The sequence below is a fragment of the Nitrospira sp. Kam-Ns4a genome (assembly GCF_965152595.1).
This window is the reverse complement of sequence record NZ_OZ224218.1, coordinates 1,901,371-1,917,631: the sequence shown is the minus strand read 5'-3', so window position 1 is coordinate 1,917,631 and position 16,261 is coordinate 1,901,371. Positions and strand designations below refer to the sequence as shown.

13 protein-coding genes and 1 pseudogene are annotated in these 16,261 nt (G+C 70.1%); 9 read left to right on the top strand and 5 right to left on the bottom strand.

What is annotated here, in order from left to right; translation table 11 throughout:
- Positions 1 to 184: 184 nt before the first annotated feature.
- The 9 genes and pseudogenes from ACWHYQ_RS09560 (at position 185) to ACWHYQ_RS09520 (ending at position 10,360) form a co-directional block, all read left to right on the top strand.
- Positions 185 to 1,858 (top strand): glucose-6-phosphate isomerase, encoded by a 1,674-nt coding sequence (locus tag ACWHYQ_RS09560; RefSeq protein ID WP_447975456.1) that lies wholly within the window; start codon positions 185 to 187, stop codon positions 1,856 to 1,858.
- Positions 1,859 to 1,898: 40 nt separating this feature from the next.
- A complete protein-coding gene (gene pgl, locus ACWHYQ_RS09555) occupies positions 1,899 to 2,678 on the top strand; it encodes a 6-phosphogluconolactonase (protein WP_447975455.1) in 780 nt (259 codons plus the stop codon).
- Positions 2,679 to 3,782: a glucokinase gene (gene glk, locus ACWHYQ_RS09550; protein WP_447975454.1), complete on the top strand. Its 1,104-nt coding sequence runs from the start codon at positions 2,679 to 2,681 to the stop codon at positions 3,780 to 3,782. It abuts the gene before it with no gap.
- Between the two features lie 14 nt (positions 3,783 to 3,796).
- Positions 3,797 to 4,519 carry a ribose-5-phosphate isomerase RpiA gene (gene rpiA, locus ACWHYQ_RS09545; protein ID WP_447975453.1) on the top strand — a complete coding sequence of 241 codons (723 nt, stop codon included), beginning with the start codon at positions 3,797 to 3,799 and terminating at the stop codon, positions 4,517 to 4,519.
- Complete coding sequence (locus ACWHYQ_RS09540) at positions 4,516 to 7,317, top strand: M1 family metallopeptidase (protein WP_447975452.1); 2,802 nt, start codon at positions 4,516 to 4,518, stop codon at positions 7,315 to 7,317. The genes rpiA and ACWHYQ_RS09540 overlap by 4 nt, the downstream gene beginning before the upstream one ends.
- Positions 7,318 to 7,367: 50 nt before the next feature.
- Entirely contained in the window at positions 7,368 to 8,246 is an 879-nt protein-coding gene (locus ACWHYQ_RS09535) for a CBS domain-containing protein (RefSeq protein WP_447975451.1), read from the top strand.
- Between the two features lie 9 nt (positions 8,247 to 8,255).
- Positions 8,256 to 8,615: a magnesium transporter gene (locus ACWHYQ_RS09530; RefSeq protein WP_447975450.1), complete on the top strand. Its 360-nt coding sequence runs from the start codon at positions 8,256 to 8,258 to the stop codon at positions 8,613 to 8,615.
- A gap of 138 nt (positions 8,616 to 8,753) precedes the next feature.
- Positions 8,754 to 9,191: pseudogene (locus tag ACWHYQ_RS09525) on the top strand (Eco57I restriction-modification methylase domain-containing protein); the annotation flags it as partial.
- 914 nt (positions 9,192 to 10,105) lie between these two features.
- Positions 10,106 to 10,360: a hypothetical protein gene (locus ACWHYQ_RS09520; protein ID WP_447975449.1), complete on the top strand. Its 255-nt coding sequence runs from the start codon at positions 10,106 to 10,108 to the stop codon at positions 10,358 to 10,360.
- Positions 10,361 to 10,690: 330 nt separating this feature from the next.
- Here the strand turns inward: ACWHYQ_RS09520 and ACWHYQ_RS09515 are convergent, their stop codons facing one another.
- The 5 genes from ACWHYQ_RS09515 to amaB form a co-directional block, all read right to left on the bottom strand.
- Positions 10,691 to 13,357: an ABC transporter permease gene (locus ACWHYQ_RS09515; RefSeq protein WP_447975548.1), complete on the bottom strand. Its 2,667-nt coding sequence runs from the start codon at positions 13,355 to 13,357 to the stop codon at positions 10,691 to 10,693.
- Positions 13,358 to 13,380: 23 nt separating this feature from the next.
- Complete coding sequence (locus ACWHYQ_RS09510) at positions 13,381 to 14,052, bottom strand: ABC transporter ATP-binding protein (protein ID WP_447975448.1); 672 nt, start codon at positions 14,050 to 14,052, stop codon at positions 13,381 to 13,383.
- A gap of 109 nt (positions 14,053 to 14,161) precedes the next feature.
- Positions 14,162 to 14,443, bottom strand: coding sequence for a hypothetical protein (locus ACWHYQ_RS09505; protein WP_447975447.1), 282 nt, complete (start codon positions 14,441 to 14,443; stop codon positions 14,162 to 14,164).
- A complete protein-coding gene (locus ACWHYQ_RS09500; protein WP_447975446.1) occupies positions 14,430 to 14,642 on the bottom strand; it encodes a hypothetical protein in 213 nt (70 codons plus the stop codon). Before ACWHYQ_RS09500 ends, ACWHYQ_RS09505 begins: the two co-directional genes overlap by 14 nt.
- Before the next feature lie 92 nt (positions 14,643 to 14,734).
- Positions 14,735 to 16,249 carry an L-piperidine-6-carboxylate dehydrogenase gene (gene amaB / locus ACWHYQ_RS09495; protein ID WP_447975445.1) on the bottom strand — a complete coding sequence of 505 codons (1,515 nt, stop codon included), beginning with the start codon at positions 16,247 to 16,249 and terminating at the stop codon, positions 14,735 to 14,737.
- Positions 16,250 to 16,261: the final 12 nt, after the last annotated feature.

Sequence of the window (16,261 nt, the reverse complement as noted above, 5' to 3'; positions counted from 1 at the left end):
ATACGCCGATTGGCGTACGCAATACCCCCCTCGATGGACGCCCGCGAGGCGGCCCGGGGCCTGCCTTGAGCCCCCGCTCCCCTGCGACTGGCTCGGAACGGAACGGCGGAGAAAGCCGTTTGCGTTTTCAGCCCCGGCGGCCTAAGATACGGGCCTCGTTTGACCGTCCGGACCGGAGGCCACTATGTCGGCAAGGCTGTTGGAGGCGAGCGTCGGGGCGTTCGAGGGGCGCCTCAGTGCAGCGATGGGCGAGATGGCCCGGACCCGCCTGGTCGCGCGCCTGTGGGCCAAGGACCATACACTCTGGAGGCCCGACCCGACCGAGATCGCGAACCGGCTTGGCTGGCTCACGGTCCCCGAGCAGATGCAGGCGCGCGTCGGCCCCCTCCGGGCCTTCGCCAAGGGCATCCGCGAGGCGGGCTTCCGCGACGTGGTCCTGCTCGGCATGGGCGGGAGCAGCCTCGGCCCCGAGGTCCTGCGCCGGACGTTCGGCTCGGCCCGCGGGTGTCCTCGGCTGACCGTGCTGGACTCGACGGTTCCCGGTGCGGTCCGCCAGGTCACCAAAGCCATCCGGCCGGCCAAGACCCTGTTCATCCTGGCCAGCAAGTCCGGCGGGACGATCGAGGTCAACGCCCTCTTCGCCCATTTCTGGCAGCTCGTCCACCGCGCCCGCGGGAACACAGGCGGCGCCCAGTTCATCGCCATTACCGATCCCGGCACGAGCCTCACGGCGCTGGCGCAAGAGCGGGGCTTCCGCACGACCTTTACCAACCCCCCCGATATCGGCGGCCGCTACTCCGTGCTGTCCTATTTCGGGCTGGTCCCGGCCGTGCTGCTGGGCCTTGACTTGGACCAGATGCTCGCGCGGGCCCTGGAGATGGCGCGGGCCTGCGGGCCCTCGGTCCCCCCGTCCGAGAATCCCGGCGCCCGGCTCGGCGCGATCCTCGGGCTCCTGGGCGCCGGAGGCCGCGACAAGGTCACGCTCGTCGCGTCCCCGAAGGTCAAGGCCTTCGGGCTATGGGCGGAGCAGTTGCTCGCCGAGAGCACGGGCAAGGACGGGACCGGACTGGTCCCGGTCGCCGACGAGCCGCTCGTCAGCCCGCACCTCTACGGGGACGACCGCCTCTTCGTCTACCTCCGGGTGGCCGGCGACGCGAATGCTGTGCTGGACCGGCAGGTGAAGGCGATCGCCAAGGCGGGGCATCCGGTCGTCCAGCTCGGGCTGCGGGACCGGTACGATCTGGCGGCCCAGTTCTTCCTGTGGGAATTCGCCACCGCCGTGGCGGGCCATTTCCTCGGCATCCATCCCTTCGATCAGCCGAACGTCCAGGAGAGCAAGGAGAACACGAGCCGGATCCTGTCCGCGTCGCCGGAGCGCGGGCGGCCACTCTCCCCCCAACCGACCGGGCCAACCTGCAGCGTCCGGGACCTGCTGGCTCAGGCGGCCCCGGGCCGCTATCTGGCCGTGCTGGCCTACCTGCCTCCGTCGGACAAGACCGATGCGGCGATCAAGCGGCTCCGCAAGGCCGTGCTCTCGGTGTACCGCATTACCACGACGGCCGGGTACGGCCCGCGGTATCTGCATTCGACCGGGCAGTTGCACAAGGGCGGGCCCGCGACGGGGCTGTTCCTTCAGTTCACCGACCAGTCCGGTACCGATGTCCCGATCCCCGGCGCTTCTTATACGTTCCGGATGCTGGCTGGCGCGCAGGCCGACGGCGATCTCCAGTCGCTCCAGCGACGCGGCCGGCCGGTGGCGCGGATCGCCCTCGGCCGCCAGGTCGCCGAGCGGATCCGCGCGCTCGCCCAGGAGATCCGGCGCCCGCCGGCCCGGAGACGGGGGATCACCCCGCGGTGACCGCGGCCCGGCGCCGGCGGACTCGGCGACGTGCGATACCATGGGTGCGGCACCGGAAATCCGGGTCCTTGACGACAGCGCCGAGCTGGCGCGCGAGGCCGCCGACCTGGTCGTCTGGGTCGGTGAGCAGGCGCTGGCGGCCGACGGCCGCTTCCGGGTCGCGCTTTCCGGCGGGCGCACGCCCCGAGACCTGTATGTGACCTTGACGAGCCCGGCCTTCGCCCGGCGGCTCGACTGGTCGCGAGTCGAGTTCTATTTCGGGGACGAGCGCTGCGTCCCGCCGGACCATCCGGACAGCAACTTCGGGCTCGCCGAGACGGCCCTCCTCCGCCCGCTGGGCATCGCGCCGAGCCAGGTCTTCCGGATGCGCGGCGAAGCGGAGCCGCCGGAGGCGGGGGCCGCGGAATACGAAGCGCTGCTCCGCCAGCGATTCGGCGAGGCCAGCGCTTGGCCGCGCTTCGACCTCGTGCTGCTGGGGCTCGGCGAGGACGGCCACACCGCCTCGCTCTTTCCTGGCACCGGGGCCCTCGAAGACCGCGCGCGGTGGGTCACGGTCGGGAACGCTCCGTCGGGCGTGCCCAACCGGCTGACGCTCACGCTCCCGGTTCTGAACCAGGCGCGGACTGTGCTATTTTTGGTGAGCGGGGCGGCCAAGGCGCCGGTCGTGCGCGCGGTCCTGGAAGGTCCAGAGCGGGAAGCTGGCCGGTATCCAGCCGGGCTGGTGCGGCCAGAGCAGGGCCGCCTGATCTGGCTGCTGGATCGGCCCGCCGCCGCCGCGCTGGCCGTCATCCGACAGCATCTGGACTCTCGTGAGGAATAGATGATCCTCGCAGGCGATATCGGCGGGACCAAGACCGTCCTCGCGCTCTTCGACTGGAAGGACCAGCGGGTCGAGCCGGTCCGGGAGCGGACCTTCTACAGCGCCGACTTCGGCTCGCTGGAAGAGATCGTAGCGGAGTTCCTGAAGCCACCAGCTCGGGAGGAACCAGACGAACTGGGCGAGCCGGGAGAGGCCGACGAGACCTCGGCGGCGGCCGAGCCTCCGGAGACCGAAAAGGAAGAGGCGCAGGAGGCGGAGCCAGCGGTCGAAGTGCTTGACGCGGCCTGCTTCGGCGTCGCGGGGCCGGTTATCGAGAACCGATGCCGGACCACGAACTTGCCCTGGGTCGTGGACGGAGCGGAGCTGGCCAAGCGGTTCACGATCCCGCGGGTGCGGCTGCTCAACGATCTGGAGGCCACGGCGCATGGCTTGCTCGAACTGCGCCCCGAGGAGACCCTCGTGCTCAACGCGGGCTCGCCGCCCGCCTCCAAGAGCGCGATGGCCCTGATCGCCGCGGGCACGGGGCTGGGCGAAGCCATCCTTTTCTGGGACGGCGCCCGTTACCGCCCGATGCCCTCGGAGGGCGGGCACACGGATTTCGCGCCGACCAGCGACATCGAGATCGAGCTGCTTCGCTACCTCCGGACGAGCTACTTGCACGTCAGCTACGAGCGGGTGCTCTCCGGCGCCGGGCAGCACGCGATCTACGAGTTTCTCCGGGACACGAAGAAGAACGAGCCGACCTGGGTAGCCGAGCGGCTGAAGGTCGGCGATCCGGCGGCGGTCATCACCGAGATCGGACTGAAGAAACAGGCCGAGATCTGCGTCCAGGCGTTGGATCTCTTCGTCTCGATCTACGGCGCCGAGGCCGGGAACCTCGCGCTGAAGGCGCTCGCGCTCGACGGCGTCTACCTCGGTGGCGGGATCGCCCCGAAGCTGCTGCCCAAGCTCAAGGAGGGCGGCTTCATGCGGGCCTTTACCGCCAAGGGCCGCTACAAGCGGCTCCTGAGCGCAATCCCGGTTCGCGTGATTCTCAACGAGAAGACCGCCCTCCTCGGCGCCGCCGCGGTCGCCGCGCGCGTGGCGCGCGGCGAGCCAGGCTAGGAAAGGAGCGAACCGTGACCGGCACGGCCGACGACCTCGACCAGCTCAAGCGCCGCGCGGCGGAGGCGGCGGTCGCCCGCGTCCGGGACGGCCAGCTCGTAGGCCTGGGCACCGGCTCGACCGCTCGGCACGTCGTCCTCCTGCTCGGCGAGCGGGTCCGGGCCGGGCTGAAAATTCGGGGCGTGGCCACCTCGCGGGCCACGGCGGAGCTGGCCCGCGAAGTCGGCATCCCGTTGGTCGAGACCGAGAACACCTGGGCGATCGACGTCGCCATTGACGGCGCGGACCAGGTGGACCCGCAGCTCAACCTCATTAAGGGCGGCGGTGGGGCCCTGCTCAAGGAGAAAATCGTCGCCGCGGCGGCGGCCAAGCTGATCATCGTCGTGGACCACACGAAACGCGTTCCCGTGCTCGGCCGGCCCATGCCGCTGCCCATCGAAGTCGTGCCCTTCGGCTGGGGCAGCACCGCGCGGCAGATCGAGCGGATCGGCGGCAAGGCGGTCCTGCGCGAGCAGGGCGGCCGCATCTTTACGACCGAGAGCGGGCACTATATCCTGGATCTCCACCTCGACCGGATCGAGGACCCGCCCGGGCTCGAAGTCCGCCTTAATCGGATTCCCGGCGTCGTCGAGACCGGGCTGTTCGTGGGCTACACCGACACCCTGATCGTCGGCACGCCCCACGGCGTAGAGGTGCAGCGGCGCGCGGACGCAATCGGCGCGGCGGCTCGGAGATGAGCGACCCGCCGACCGGCTCTCCCGTGACCAGGCGCGGGCTCCTTGCGCGGGCCGCGGCCGGCCTGGTCGCCTCGCTCCGGCTCGGCGCCGTCGGGCTGGCGGGCGGCTTGGTTTGGTCCGGCAACCGGCGCGCCCAGGCCGGCCGCCCGCTCGCCGACGAGCCGGAGCGCCCGGATCAGCGGAGGCACAGCGTGGACCCGTATCGGCTTCCCCAGCACATCGTTCCGACCCGCTACGACATTCGGCTGGAGCCCGACCTGGCCGCTGCGACGTTCGCCGGCCAGGAGACGATTGCGATCACCGTGCGCCAGCCGACGACCGAGATCCTGCTCAACGCGGCTGAGCTGGACGTGACCGAGGCCCTCGTCGAGGGCGACGCCGGCTCGCACCGTGCCCGCGTGGAGCTGGACGAGGCGACGGAGCGCTGCTGTCTGCGGCTGCCCGTGCCCCTGCAGCCGGGCGCCTGGCGGCTCCGCCTGTCCTTCACGGGCAAGCTGAACGACAAGCTGCGCGGATTCTACCGGAGCACGTACAAGGACGAGGCGGGCCGGACCCAGGTGCTGGCCGCCACCCAGTTCGAGGCCACCGACGCCCGGCGCGCCTTCCCCTGCTGGGACGAGCCCGCCTTCAAGGCGATCTTCGCCACGACTCTCGTGATTGACCCCGAGCTGACAGCGGTCTCGAACACGCCGATCGCCAGCGAGACGCTGGAAAGGGGGAAGCGCGCCGTCCGCTTCGCCGACACGATCCCGATGTCCACATACCTGGTCGCCTTCGTCGTCGGGAAGCTGGAAGCGACCGAGCCGGTGTGGGTCGGCCAGACGCCGGTCCGGATCTGGTGCGTCCCGGGCAAGCGGCGGCTGGCCGCGTTTGGCCAGCGGATCGCCGCGTTCTCGCTCCAGTTCTTCGAGGAATACTACGGCCTTCCCTACCCGGCCGAGAAGCTCGACCTCCTGGCGATCCCCGACTTTGCCTCGGGCGCGATGGAGAACCTGGGTGCGATCACTTTCCGCGAGACCGCCCTGCTCGTGGATGAGCGGACGGCCACCCACGCGGAGTTGGAGCGCGTCGCGGACGTCGTCGCCCACGAGAACGCGCACATGTGGTTCGGCGACCTCGTGACCATGGCCTGGTGGAACGGGCTCTGGCTCAACGAGGCCTTCGCGACCTTCATGGAGATGCTCGCGGTGGACGCGTGGAAGCCCGAATGGCGGCGCTGGACCGCCTTTGGGATGGCGCGGGCGGCGGCATTCGGCGTGGACGGCCTGCACAGCACCCGGCCGATCGAATATCCCGTCCGCGCGCCGAAGGACGCGGACGCCATGTTCGACGTGCTCACCTACGAGAAGGGCGCCTCGGTCCTGCGCATGCTCGAGCAGTACCTCGGTCCCGAACGCTTCCGCGCCGGCATCCGCGACTACCTGCGCACGCACGCCTACGGCAACGCCGACACCGGCGACCTCTGGACCGCGCTCGCGCGCGCGACCGGCGAGCCGATCCCCGCCATGATGGACGGCTGGATCTTCAAGCCCGGCTACCCGCTGGTCAGTGCGTCTCTCGAACAGGCGGGTGGCGATGCCCGATGGACGCTCCGGCTGGCGCAGCAGCGCTTCACCTATCTGCCAGCGTCCGCCGCGCCGCCGGACCCGGGCGGCGCCGGGCCAGCATCCGCGGACAGCCAGCGCTGGCACATCCCGATCCAGCTCCGTATCATGACGAAGGGGCAGGCAGAGACCCGGCGGCTCCTCTTGACTGAGTGGGAGGTGCGTCTGCCCCTGCCGGCGGGCTTCGAGTCGGTGCTCGTCAACGAGGGCGGGCATGGGTTCTATCGCGTCCGGTATGGCCCGGAGCTGTGGGAGCGGCTGCTGCCGCTCGTACCCGAGCGGCTCGACGCGATTGATCGCTTCAACCTCGTCAACGACGCCTGGGCGGCGGCCGTGGCCGGACTCCTGCCGGTCCCGGACTATCTGGACATCACCGCGCGGTTCCGCGGCGAGCGGGATAAGAACGTCTGGGCGCTCTTGATCGAGTCGTTCGCCGCGCTGAACCGCATCATTGACGAGCGCGACCGCCCGAGGCTCGAAGCGCTCGTACGCGACCGGCTCGGGCCCGCGGTCGCCGAACTGGGCTGGGCGCCCCGAGCCGGCGAGGACGAGCTGACGCGCCAGCTCCGCGGCGATCTCTTGCGGGCGATCGGGACCCTGGGCAACGACGCGGCCGTGCAGGCGCGCGCCGCCGAGCTGTACGCCGAGCACCACAGGGCCGGCGCCGGCGGCCCGAGCCCCGTGGACCCGAACGTGCTCCCAGCGCTCGTCGCCATCCTCGCCCACACCGGCGACGCCGCCCGCTACGAGGAGTTCCGCGAGCGGTTCCACACCGCCGCCACGCCCCAGGAGGAGCGCCGCTACCTCTTCGCCCTGGCCGCCTTCCGCTCACCCGCCCTCATCGAGCAGACCCTCGCCCGCACGCTCACCGACGAGATCCGGACGCAGGACGCCCCCTTCCTCATTCACGCGCTGCTCCTGAGCGTCTCTGGCCGCAGCCTCGCCTGGGAGTTCGTCAAGGCGAACTGGGAGCGGCTGGACGCCCGCTTTCCGAAGAACGGGCTCCGCCGGATGTGCCACGGGGTGGTGGGCCTCGCGACGCCGGACTGGGAGCGGGATATCCAGCAGTTCTTCGCCGAGCGCAAGATTGATCTCGGTGGCAAGACGCTCGCGCAGTACCTGGAGCAGCTTCGGATCGCCGTCGCCCTGCGCGAGCGAGAACGCTCCCGCCTCGCCAACTTCCTGTCGCGCTAGACGCCGCGCGACGGCCCGCACCGCACCGACTCACGGGAGACACGATGCCCATGGAGAGCAGGCCCGGTTCCGCCGAAGTCCAGCCCCGCCGCGCCGACCAGCCGGAGGTCGCGCAACTCGCCGCCGAGCTCGAACGGTTGCCCGAAGATGACGCCCTCGATCGGCTCCGAGCGCAATCGGATGCGCGCGCCGCGGCCGTCCTCGGGTCGCTGCCTCACGCCCGGGCGATCAAGCTCCTGCCGCGGTTGGAGAAGGCCCGCCGCGCGGCCGTCCTGGCCGCCGCCCCGGCGGACCAGCGCGAGCACTGGACCCGGGCCCTCGCCTATCCGGAGGGGAGCGTCGGGCGGCTGATGGATCCGCCCGTCGCCGTGTTCGCCCCCCAGCTCACCGCGCAGGAGGCGGTGGAGCGATTGCGCGAGCAGGTCAAGCAGGCCTTCATCACGTACGGCTACGTGACCGAGACGGACGGCCGGCTGGTCGGTGTGCTCGTCATGCGGGACCTGCTGCTGGCCGAGCGCCACCAGCGACTCGCCGAGATCATGCTCCGCGACCCCTTCTGGCTCGCCCCCGAGACGGCGGTCGCGGACGCGATGCGCCAGGTGTTGCACCGGCACTACCCCGTCTACCCGGTCTGCGACGGACGGGGCCGGCTGGTTGGCCTCGTCCGCGGGTCCGTCCTGTTCCAGGAGCAAGCCATCGAGATCAGCGCCCAGCCCGGCCGCATGGTCGGCGTCGAGGAGGAGGAGCGCGTCGCGACGCCGTGGTGGCGCAGTCTCAAGTTCCGCCATCCCTGGCTCCAGCTCAACCTGCTCACCGCCTTCGTGGCCGCGGCGGTCGTCGGCGCCTTCGAGGAGACGATCAACCAGGTGGTGGCGCTGGCGGTCTTCCTGCCGGTCCTGGCCGGCCAGTCCGGGAATACCGGCTGCTAGGCACTCGCCGTGACCCTGCGCGGGCTCACCCTGGGCGAGCTGCAGGCCGGCCGGGAGAAGCGGCTCGTCTCCAAGGAGGCGCTCCTCGGGCTGCTGAACGGCCTGTTGGTAGGGCTGACCGCCGGCTTGGGCATGTACCTCTACGCCTCGTTCCAGCACCATGAGGCCGCTGTCCTGCTGGCCGCTGTCGTCTTCCTGGCGATGGTCGGGAGCTGCGTGGTCAGTGGGGTCTCCGGCGCGCTGGTCCCGCTGATCCTCAAAAGAGCCGGCGCCGATCCGGCCACTGCCTCCAGCATCTTCCTCACGACCGCGACCGACGTGGCGAGCATGGGGCTGTTCCTGGCGCTGGCGACCTGGCTGGTCCTGTGACGGTGCGGACACACGGCTGGGCACCGAGATCGATCCGCAAGCCTTGACCGAGGCGCGGGCGGCGGGACTTTCGGTTGCGACCTCCGACAGGTCGAACTCCGGGATTTCCTTCTCGACCCTCCCCGCGGCCCTTTCAAGGCCATCGTCGCTAATCCACCCTATATTCGGCACCATCGGCTTCCGGCGACGCTCAAGGCGAGGCTGCGAGCCTTTTGTGTGCGTCTGCTCGGCCAACCACTCGATGGCCGAGCCGGCCTTCACATCTACTTCCTGCTCCAGGCCTTGCAACTCCTCGACCCTCGGGAGGGACGGCTCGCTTTCATCATGCCCGCCGACACCTTGGAGGGCGTGTTCGCCCCGCTCCTCTGGGGCTGGATCTCACAACACTACCGCCTCGATGACGTAGTCTCCTTCGATGCCGAAGCCTCGCCATTCCCTGGTGTAGACACCAATGCTCTCGTCTTGTTGATTTGCCGGGCCGCGCCGGTGGAAAAATTCTTTTGGGCCCGGTGTACGGGAAGCCGGCACAGCGGAATTGAAGCGATGGACGCTTTCTGCCTTCCGACATCGGCCTAAGCAGGGGCTTGTGGTGTACCAGCGTGAGCTGGCCGAAGGGCTCGGCACAGGTCTCTCCAGGCCTCCAATCGAGGGCCGCGTCGCCGGGCCGTCTCTTCGGGACTTGGCCACAGTGCGTCGAGGGGTAGCCACTGGCGCAAACGAGTTCTTCTTTCTGACCCGAGCACAGGCCGAGACGCTGGGGATCCCGGACAGCTTCCTCACGCGCGCGATCGGCCGGACCCGGAATGCGCCCGGAGATGCGATCGACGAAGACCTGCTGGCGCGCCTGGAGGCGTCGGGCCGGCCGACGCTCCTCTTTTGTCCGGATGGGCGCCCCCTGGAGTGCTTTCCGGCGGCCGTACGACGCTATCTCAAAGAAGGAAAGCGCCAGGGCTTGCAGAGCCGCCCCCTCATTGCCTCCCGGCATCCCTGGTACAAGATGGAGTTCCGCAAGGCTCCGCCGATTCTGTTCGCTTACCTCGGGCGCCGACATGCTCGGTTCGTGCGCAATCGCGCGGGGTGGTGCCGCTCACAGGATTCTTGTGCGTCTATCCGCGGTCAGACGATGGCCTTTTCCTCGATGGGCTCTGGCAGTTGCTGAACCACCCTGCGACGCTTGCCAACCTGCCGCTCGTCGGAAAGTCATACGGCTCGGGCTGTATCAAGGGTGACCCCAACGGGGGATCGTGCAGCCACCTCGTGACGACGCATTTTTCGGGCCACCTGCCGCCCCCGCCTAACTCGTTGTCCCTGCCGCTCAGCCCCTCTTGTCCCGAGGACGGTTGCCCTTCGCGAGCGCCTTCGCGCTCGGGTCTTTACCGGAACCCGATCAGGCATCTTCCCGATTGCCTCCCCATCGGCCTCCGCGTAGCCTCCACCTGATGCCTCTCTTCGGTGTGTCACCCCGCCATTGATGGTAAAGGAGGCGCCCCATGGCCAGCAGACCGGAAATCGAGTTGGCCGTCTTGCACAGACTCCATGGACGAGGCTGTGCCACGCTGGACGTGCTCGTCCAGGCGCGGCCTCGTTTTACGGGGAACGAGGTCTTCCTCGCCGTGGACCGGCTCAGCCGGGAAGGCAAGGTGATCCTCCGCCACCCGACCCAGTTCGAGTATGTGGTATCGGCACCGTCGGCAGGCGACAGGGCTAGCGTCCCCGTGACCGGGAAAGGGGGCACCGCCGCGTAACCGCACGAGCTCGAACCTCCACAATAAAAGGGGGACCGGCCAGAGCGCGGCAACCCAGTTGCTGAGCGGGACGACGCCGCTGCTCATGAAAGACGTCCTCCGGGGGGATCGGCACGAAGTCGGCCGGAAGGCGTCGCGCCATTCGGCTCCCGGCGGAGCTTCCAACCGAGCTGAGAGAGCACCAGATCGGGCGGAGACCTGCGGGCACTGGACAGGAGGGAGCGGCCGCGTGCGTCGAGCCCGGGCGGCCCCCGTTTTCCACCGCCCCACCCCGCCGACGCCGGGGGACGACTTCCCGAATCTTGTTTACCACTGCCACGCGCGCTCTTGTTACTCCTGCCGCAGGACCGCCAGCGGGCGTTCGCCCAGCAGGCGGAAGGTGGCGAGGAAGCCAACCGCGAGGGTGAGAAGGACCGTGAGCAGGAGGCCGGCGGCGAGCACGTCTGGCTGGAGCGTCCAGGCCAGATCGAAGATCCATTCGAGGATGCCCCAGGAGAGCAGGCTCGCGAGCAGCACTCCGATCAGCCCGCCCACGAGCCCCAACAGGGCGTATTCGATGGCATAGGTGCAGGCGAGCAGCCCGCGCGTCGCGCCGAGGGCCTTGAAGATCACCGACTCGTAGAGCCGCCGGTAGCGCGTCGTGGAGAGTGCCGCGGCCAGCACGAGCCCGCCGGTCGCGATGCAGAACAGCGCGATCGCGCGGACCGCGAGCGAGAGCCGCTCGACGATCCGCATGAAGCTCTCGAGCACGTCCCGGATATTGATGGCCGTCACGTTCGGGAAGGCTGCCACCACGGCCTGCTGGACCGGCACCTCCTGCTCAGGCGGAACGCGCACGGTCGCCACGTAGGTGACGGGGGCGCCCTCGAGCGACCCCGGCGAGAGGATCATGAAGAAGTTCGTCGAGAGGGTCTCCCACTGAACGGACCGGATGCTCCGCACCTCGCCCGAGACCGTCGTTCCTTGGATGTCGAACGCGAGCGTCGAGCCGAGGTCCACGCCTAGGTTCCGCGCCGCGTCCTCCTCCACCGACACCCAGTTCCGGCCGGCCGGCTCCCCCCGCCGCCACCAGGTCCCCCGGATGATCCGGTTGTCCCTCGGCAGCTCTTCCCGGAACGTCAGGACATACTCCCGGCTGCGGTACCAGGTCGCCCGGCTCTCGCGCTCGCGGCCCGGCCCCGGCTTCCGCTCCTCCTCCGCCGAGACCGGCCGGCCGTTGATTGCAGCGAGCCGCGAGCGGACCAGCGGCGTCGCCTCCGGACTCGCGTCGCCGGTCTGCGCGCGGAGCAGCTCGAGGACGCGATCCTTCTGATCGGGCTGAATGTCAATGAAGAAGAAGCTCGGGGCGTCGGCGGGGCGGTGCTCCCCGAGCTGGCGCACCAACGCTCGCTGCAGCAGCGACACCGTCACGACGACCATGACGCCGAGTCCCACCGCGACGACCACCCCGGCGGCTTGGCTGCCGGGGCGCGCGACGTTGCCCAGGGCGTAACGGACCGCCAGCGACCGCGCGCCGGTTGCCGTGCGCGTGAGCCCGTGCACAAGCAGGCCTGTCGCGAGCCGGAGCGCGGCGACCGCCGCAAAAAGTCCGCTAAGGAACAGGAGCCCGACCCGCCAGTTCCCGGCCTGCCAGATCGCGAGCCCGGCCAGCCCGGCGACGATGCCGCCGGCCGCGAGCAGCCGCGACGGATCCACAAGCCCGCTCGCTTGCAGCCGGCCGCGCCAGCCGGGTGCGGCCGGGTCCTCCGTCGGCGCGACCTCGCGGCGCAGGACGGCAGACGGCCGGACGGTGCGGATGCCAAGCAGCGGCCAGAGGGTGAAGAGCAGCGTCGTGAGGAGCCCCATCGCGATCCCCTTGACCAACGGCGCGAGGGATGGGAGGGCCGGCCCGCTGGCCAGCTCGATCGCGCCGGGCGGCAGGAGATCCGCCATCAACAGGGGCAACAGGCGTTGGAGCACCACGCCCAGCGCGGCGCCGGCCAGGCTCCCCACGAGCCCGAGGAGGAGCGTTTGCAGAAGATAGACGCGGGTGATCGCGCCCGAGTCGGCGCCCAGCGTCTTGAGGATCGCGATCGTCTGGAGCTTTTCCCGGAGGAACGCGTGGACCGTGCTCGCGACCCCGATCCCGCCCACGAAGAGCGCGGTCAGGCCGATCAGGCCCAGATACCGCGTGAGCTGGTCGAGGAACCGCCGAAGCTGCGGCTGCGCGTCCTGGTAGGGCAGCACCCGGGCCGATTCCCCGGCCAGCCGGCCACGCAGCTCGTAGAGGAGCGGGTCGAGCGGGAGGCCGGCAGGGACCCGCACCAGGTACCGCTCCCGCACGCGGCTGCCGGGCTTGACGAGCTGCGCCGCCTCTAGCCCGGCACGGGACGCGATCACCCGCGGCCCCAGACTGAACAGGCTCACCGCTCGATCGGGTTCCTTTCGGAGGATTCCGGTGATGGTGAAAACCGCCTCGCCGATCTTAAGCGGATCGCCTACCGCGAGCCCCAGCCGGATCAGGAGGGATTCCTGGACGACGACCCCATAGCAGGGCGCGGGACGCGGGGCGCGGGACACGGCGCAGGCCGGCTCCGGCGCCAACAACTCAGCGAGCGGCCGCGGCGGCTCGACCGTGAGCGTCCCGTAGAACGGATAGCCGTCTCCGACGGCCTTCAGCTCGACGAGCTGGCTGAGCCGTCCACCCAGGCCGTTCCCCCGGTTCACCACCGCCGCCATCGCAGCCAGCTCGCTCACACGGGTCACGGCGATGCCCCGGTCCGCAAGCCCTGTCAGCACGGCTTCGCCGCTCGGGCTCAAGGCATGGGCGAGCCGGACCTCCAGGTCCCCGCCCAGAAGGGCGCGCGCTTCTCGCGTCACGGCCTGCTGCATGGCGCTCCCGAACAGGCCGACGCCGACCACCGCGCCGACTCCCAGCGCGATGCAGACGAAGAAGTAGAGGAAGTGGCGCCAGGCCGCCCGCGTCTCGCGCCAGGCCATGCGAAGGGGCAACAGCATCACGGAGCGAATCTGGCTCCTCTCTATGAAACGTCGTCCCCCTCGATCCGGCCGTCGCGGAGCGAGACGATCCGCTCGGCGTGGGCGGCGAGGTCAGGATCGTGGGTCACGAGGACGAGGGTGCTCCCGTGATCGCGGTTGAGCCCGAGCAGGAGGTCGATCACCTGGCGGCCATTGGCCGAATCCAGGTTGCCGGTGGGCTCATCCGCGAGCAGGATCGGCGGCCGACAGGCGAAGGCACGCGCGACGGCCACGCGTTGCTGCTCGCCGCCGGAGAGCTGGACCGGATAGTGGTCGAGCCGGTCCCGCAGCCCCACCGCCCCGAGCAGGTCGGCGGCGCGCCGGCGTGCGTCGGGGTCGTCGCTCAGCTCGAGCGGCACCGCGACGTTCTCCAGCGCCGTGAGCGTGGGGATCAGGTGGAAGGCCTGGAAGATATAGCCGATCTTCTGGCGCCGGAAGCGGGCCAGCCGGCTTTCGGGCATGCTCGTGATCTCCACGCCGTCAAGCCGGATGGATCCGGCGGTCGGTTTGTCCAGCCCGGCGATCAGCCCCAGGAGCGTAGACTTCCCGCTGCCGGAGGGGCCGACGATCGCGACCACCTGCTTATGCGGGATCTCCAGGTTGATGTCGTCCAGGACCGTGACGACGTGGCTGCCCGCAGCCAGGCGCATGGTGAGATGGGAAACGGCGATCATCCGGCGGGTCCTGCGTGAAGACAAAAAGTCGAGCCATTATACCCCAACCCGCCGGCCCGGCTGAAACTTTCGGCCCTTCGTTCCAGGCGGCGACGGCCGCGCGCTGGGCTTACTTGACCCTGGTCAACCGCGATCGGTTCCCTTGGTAGGTCCAGACGATGAGGTCTTCGCCAGCGGTGAGGATGTCATAGGCGGCGGTCCGGACCGTGAGGATCCCGCCCACGACCCTGCCCTCGACCGCAGTCCCGTCCACGGTCAAGACCTGGACGATCCGCTGGTCATCGCCCTGGAGCCAGTCTTGGGCTCCGGCCGGGAGCGTCAAGCCGAGCAGGAGCGCGACACCGGCGGCCAGCGCGCGCGGGACGGGCAGGATGGCGTCATGCGAGGACATCAATCCGGTGTGCCGGCTCGCCCGCGGAGTCGGCGGCCAGCCTCTCGGCGGCTGGCGGCGCGGGCTCGGCCGCCGCTGACCGGGACCGGGTCCGGCCCGGCTTCGGCTCCCGGCCGCTGCCCCGGTGAGTCGCGGACCCGGCCGCGCCCACGGCGATCGGATCGGCCACGGGAAGCTGGACGATTTCACCTGTAGCCATAGCTAGGCCCCCGCAGTGGTCCTATCCGATAAGATCGGTCGGAGCGGGAAGAACCTTAAGGGTCAGGCCCCCGGGGAACGACCGGGCGGCCCTCAGGGCCAGAACTTGATGCCCTGCGCCAGCGGCAGCTCGGTGCCCCAGTTGATCGTGACGGTCTGGCGGCGCATGTAGGCCTTCCAGGCGTCGGAGCCGGACTCGCGGCCACCCCCGGTCTCCTTCTCGCCGCCGAAGGCACCGCCGATCTCGGCGCCGGAGGTGCCGATATTGATGTTCGCGATGCCGCAGTCGCTTCCTCTGGCCGAGAGGAACTCCTCAGCATGCCGGAGGTCCAGGGTGAACATCGCCGACGAGAGCCCCTGCGGCACCCCGTTCTGCAGCGCAACGGCCTCCTCCAGGCTCCGGTAGGGCATAACGTAGAGGATCGGCGCGAAGGTCTCGCGCTGGACGATGTCCCAGTGGTTCTGCGCCCGTACGATCGTCGGCTCGACGAAGTACCCTGGGCCCTTCAAGACACGCCCGCCGCAGAGCACCTCCCCGCCCTGCCGCCGCGCCTCCGCGATCGCCGCCTCGTAGGCCCGGACGGCCTCCCGGCTCGCGAGCGGCCCCATCAACACGCCCGGCTCCAGGGGATTCCCGATCTTGACCTGCTGGTAGGCAGCGCCCAGGCGGGCGACGACCTCGCCGAAGCGGCTCTCGTGAACGATGAGCCGCCGCGTCGTGGTACAGCGCTGCCCGCTCGTCCCCACCGCGCTGAACAAGATCGCGGGGATCGCGAGCGCGAGGTCAGCCGTCTCGTCCACGATGATCGCGTTGTTCCCGCTCAGCTCGAGCAGGCTCCGCCCCAGCCGTGCAGCGACGAGCTGGGCGACGCGTCGGCCCACCGGCACGGAGCCCGTAAACGAGATCAGCGGGAGCCGCCGGTCCTGGACCATCGTCTCCGCCAGATCCACGCGGTCCGTGACGACCAGCGAGAAGACGCCCGGAGAGCCCAGCTCGGCCATGGCCCGGTTGCAGAGGTGCTGGACGGCGATCGCGCAGAGCGGCGTCCGCGGCGAGGGCTTCCAGACGACCGTGTCGCCACAGACGGCCGCGAGGAAGGCGTTCCAGGCCCAGACCGCCACGGGGAAGTTGAACGCGGTAATGACCCCGATCGGGCCGAGCGGGTGCCACTGCTCGTACATGCGGTGCCGCGGCCGCTCGGAGTGCAGGGCCAGGCCATACAGCATGCGTGACTGGCCGACGGCGAAGTCGGCCATGTCGATCATCTCCTGGACTTCGCCGTCGCCCTCGGCCTTGAGCTTCCCCATCTCCATCGCGACCAGGCTGCCGAGCGCGTCCTTCTTCTCGCGCAGCGCCTGCCCGATGAGCCGGACCAACTCGCCCCGCTTGGGGGCCGGGACCATCCGCCACGTCCGGAAGGCGGCGACCGCCTCCTGGACAATCGTCTCGTAGTCCTCCGCTGAGCAGGCCTGCACCCGGGCGAGGACTTCCTCGGTCGCCGGGTTGACGGACTCGATCACGCCGCCCTCGCCCGCGAGCCAGCGGCCCGGTCCCGAGCAGCCGCCGGGATTGATCGCCTGAAGGCCCAGCTCCTTCAACACGTCCATGGCTTCCCCCGT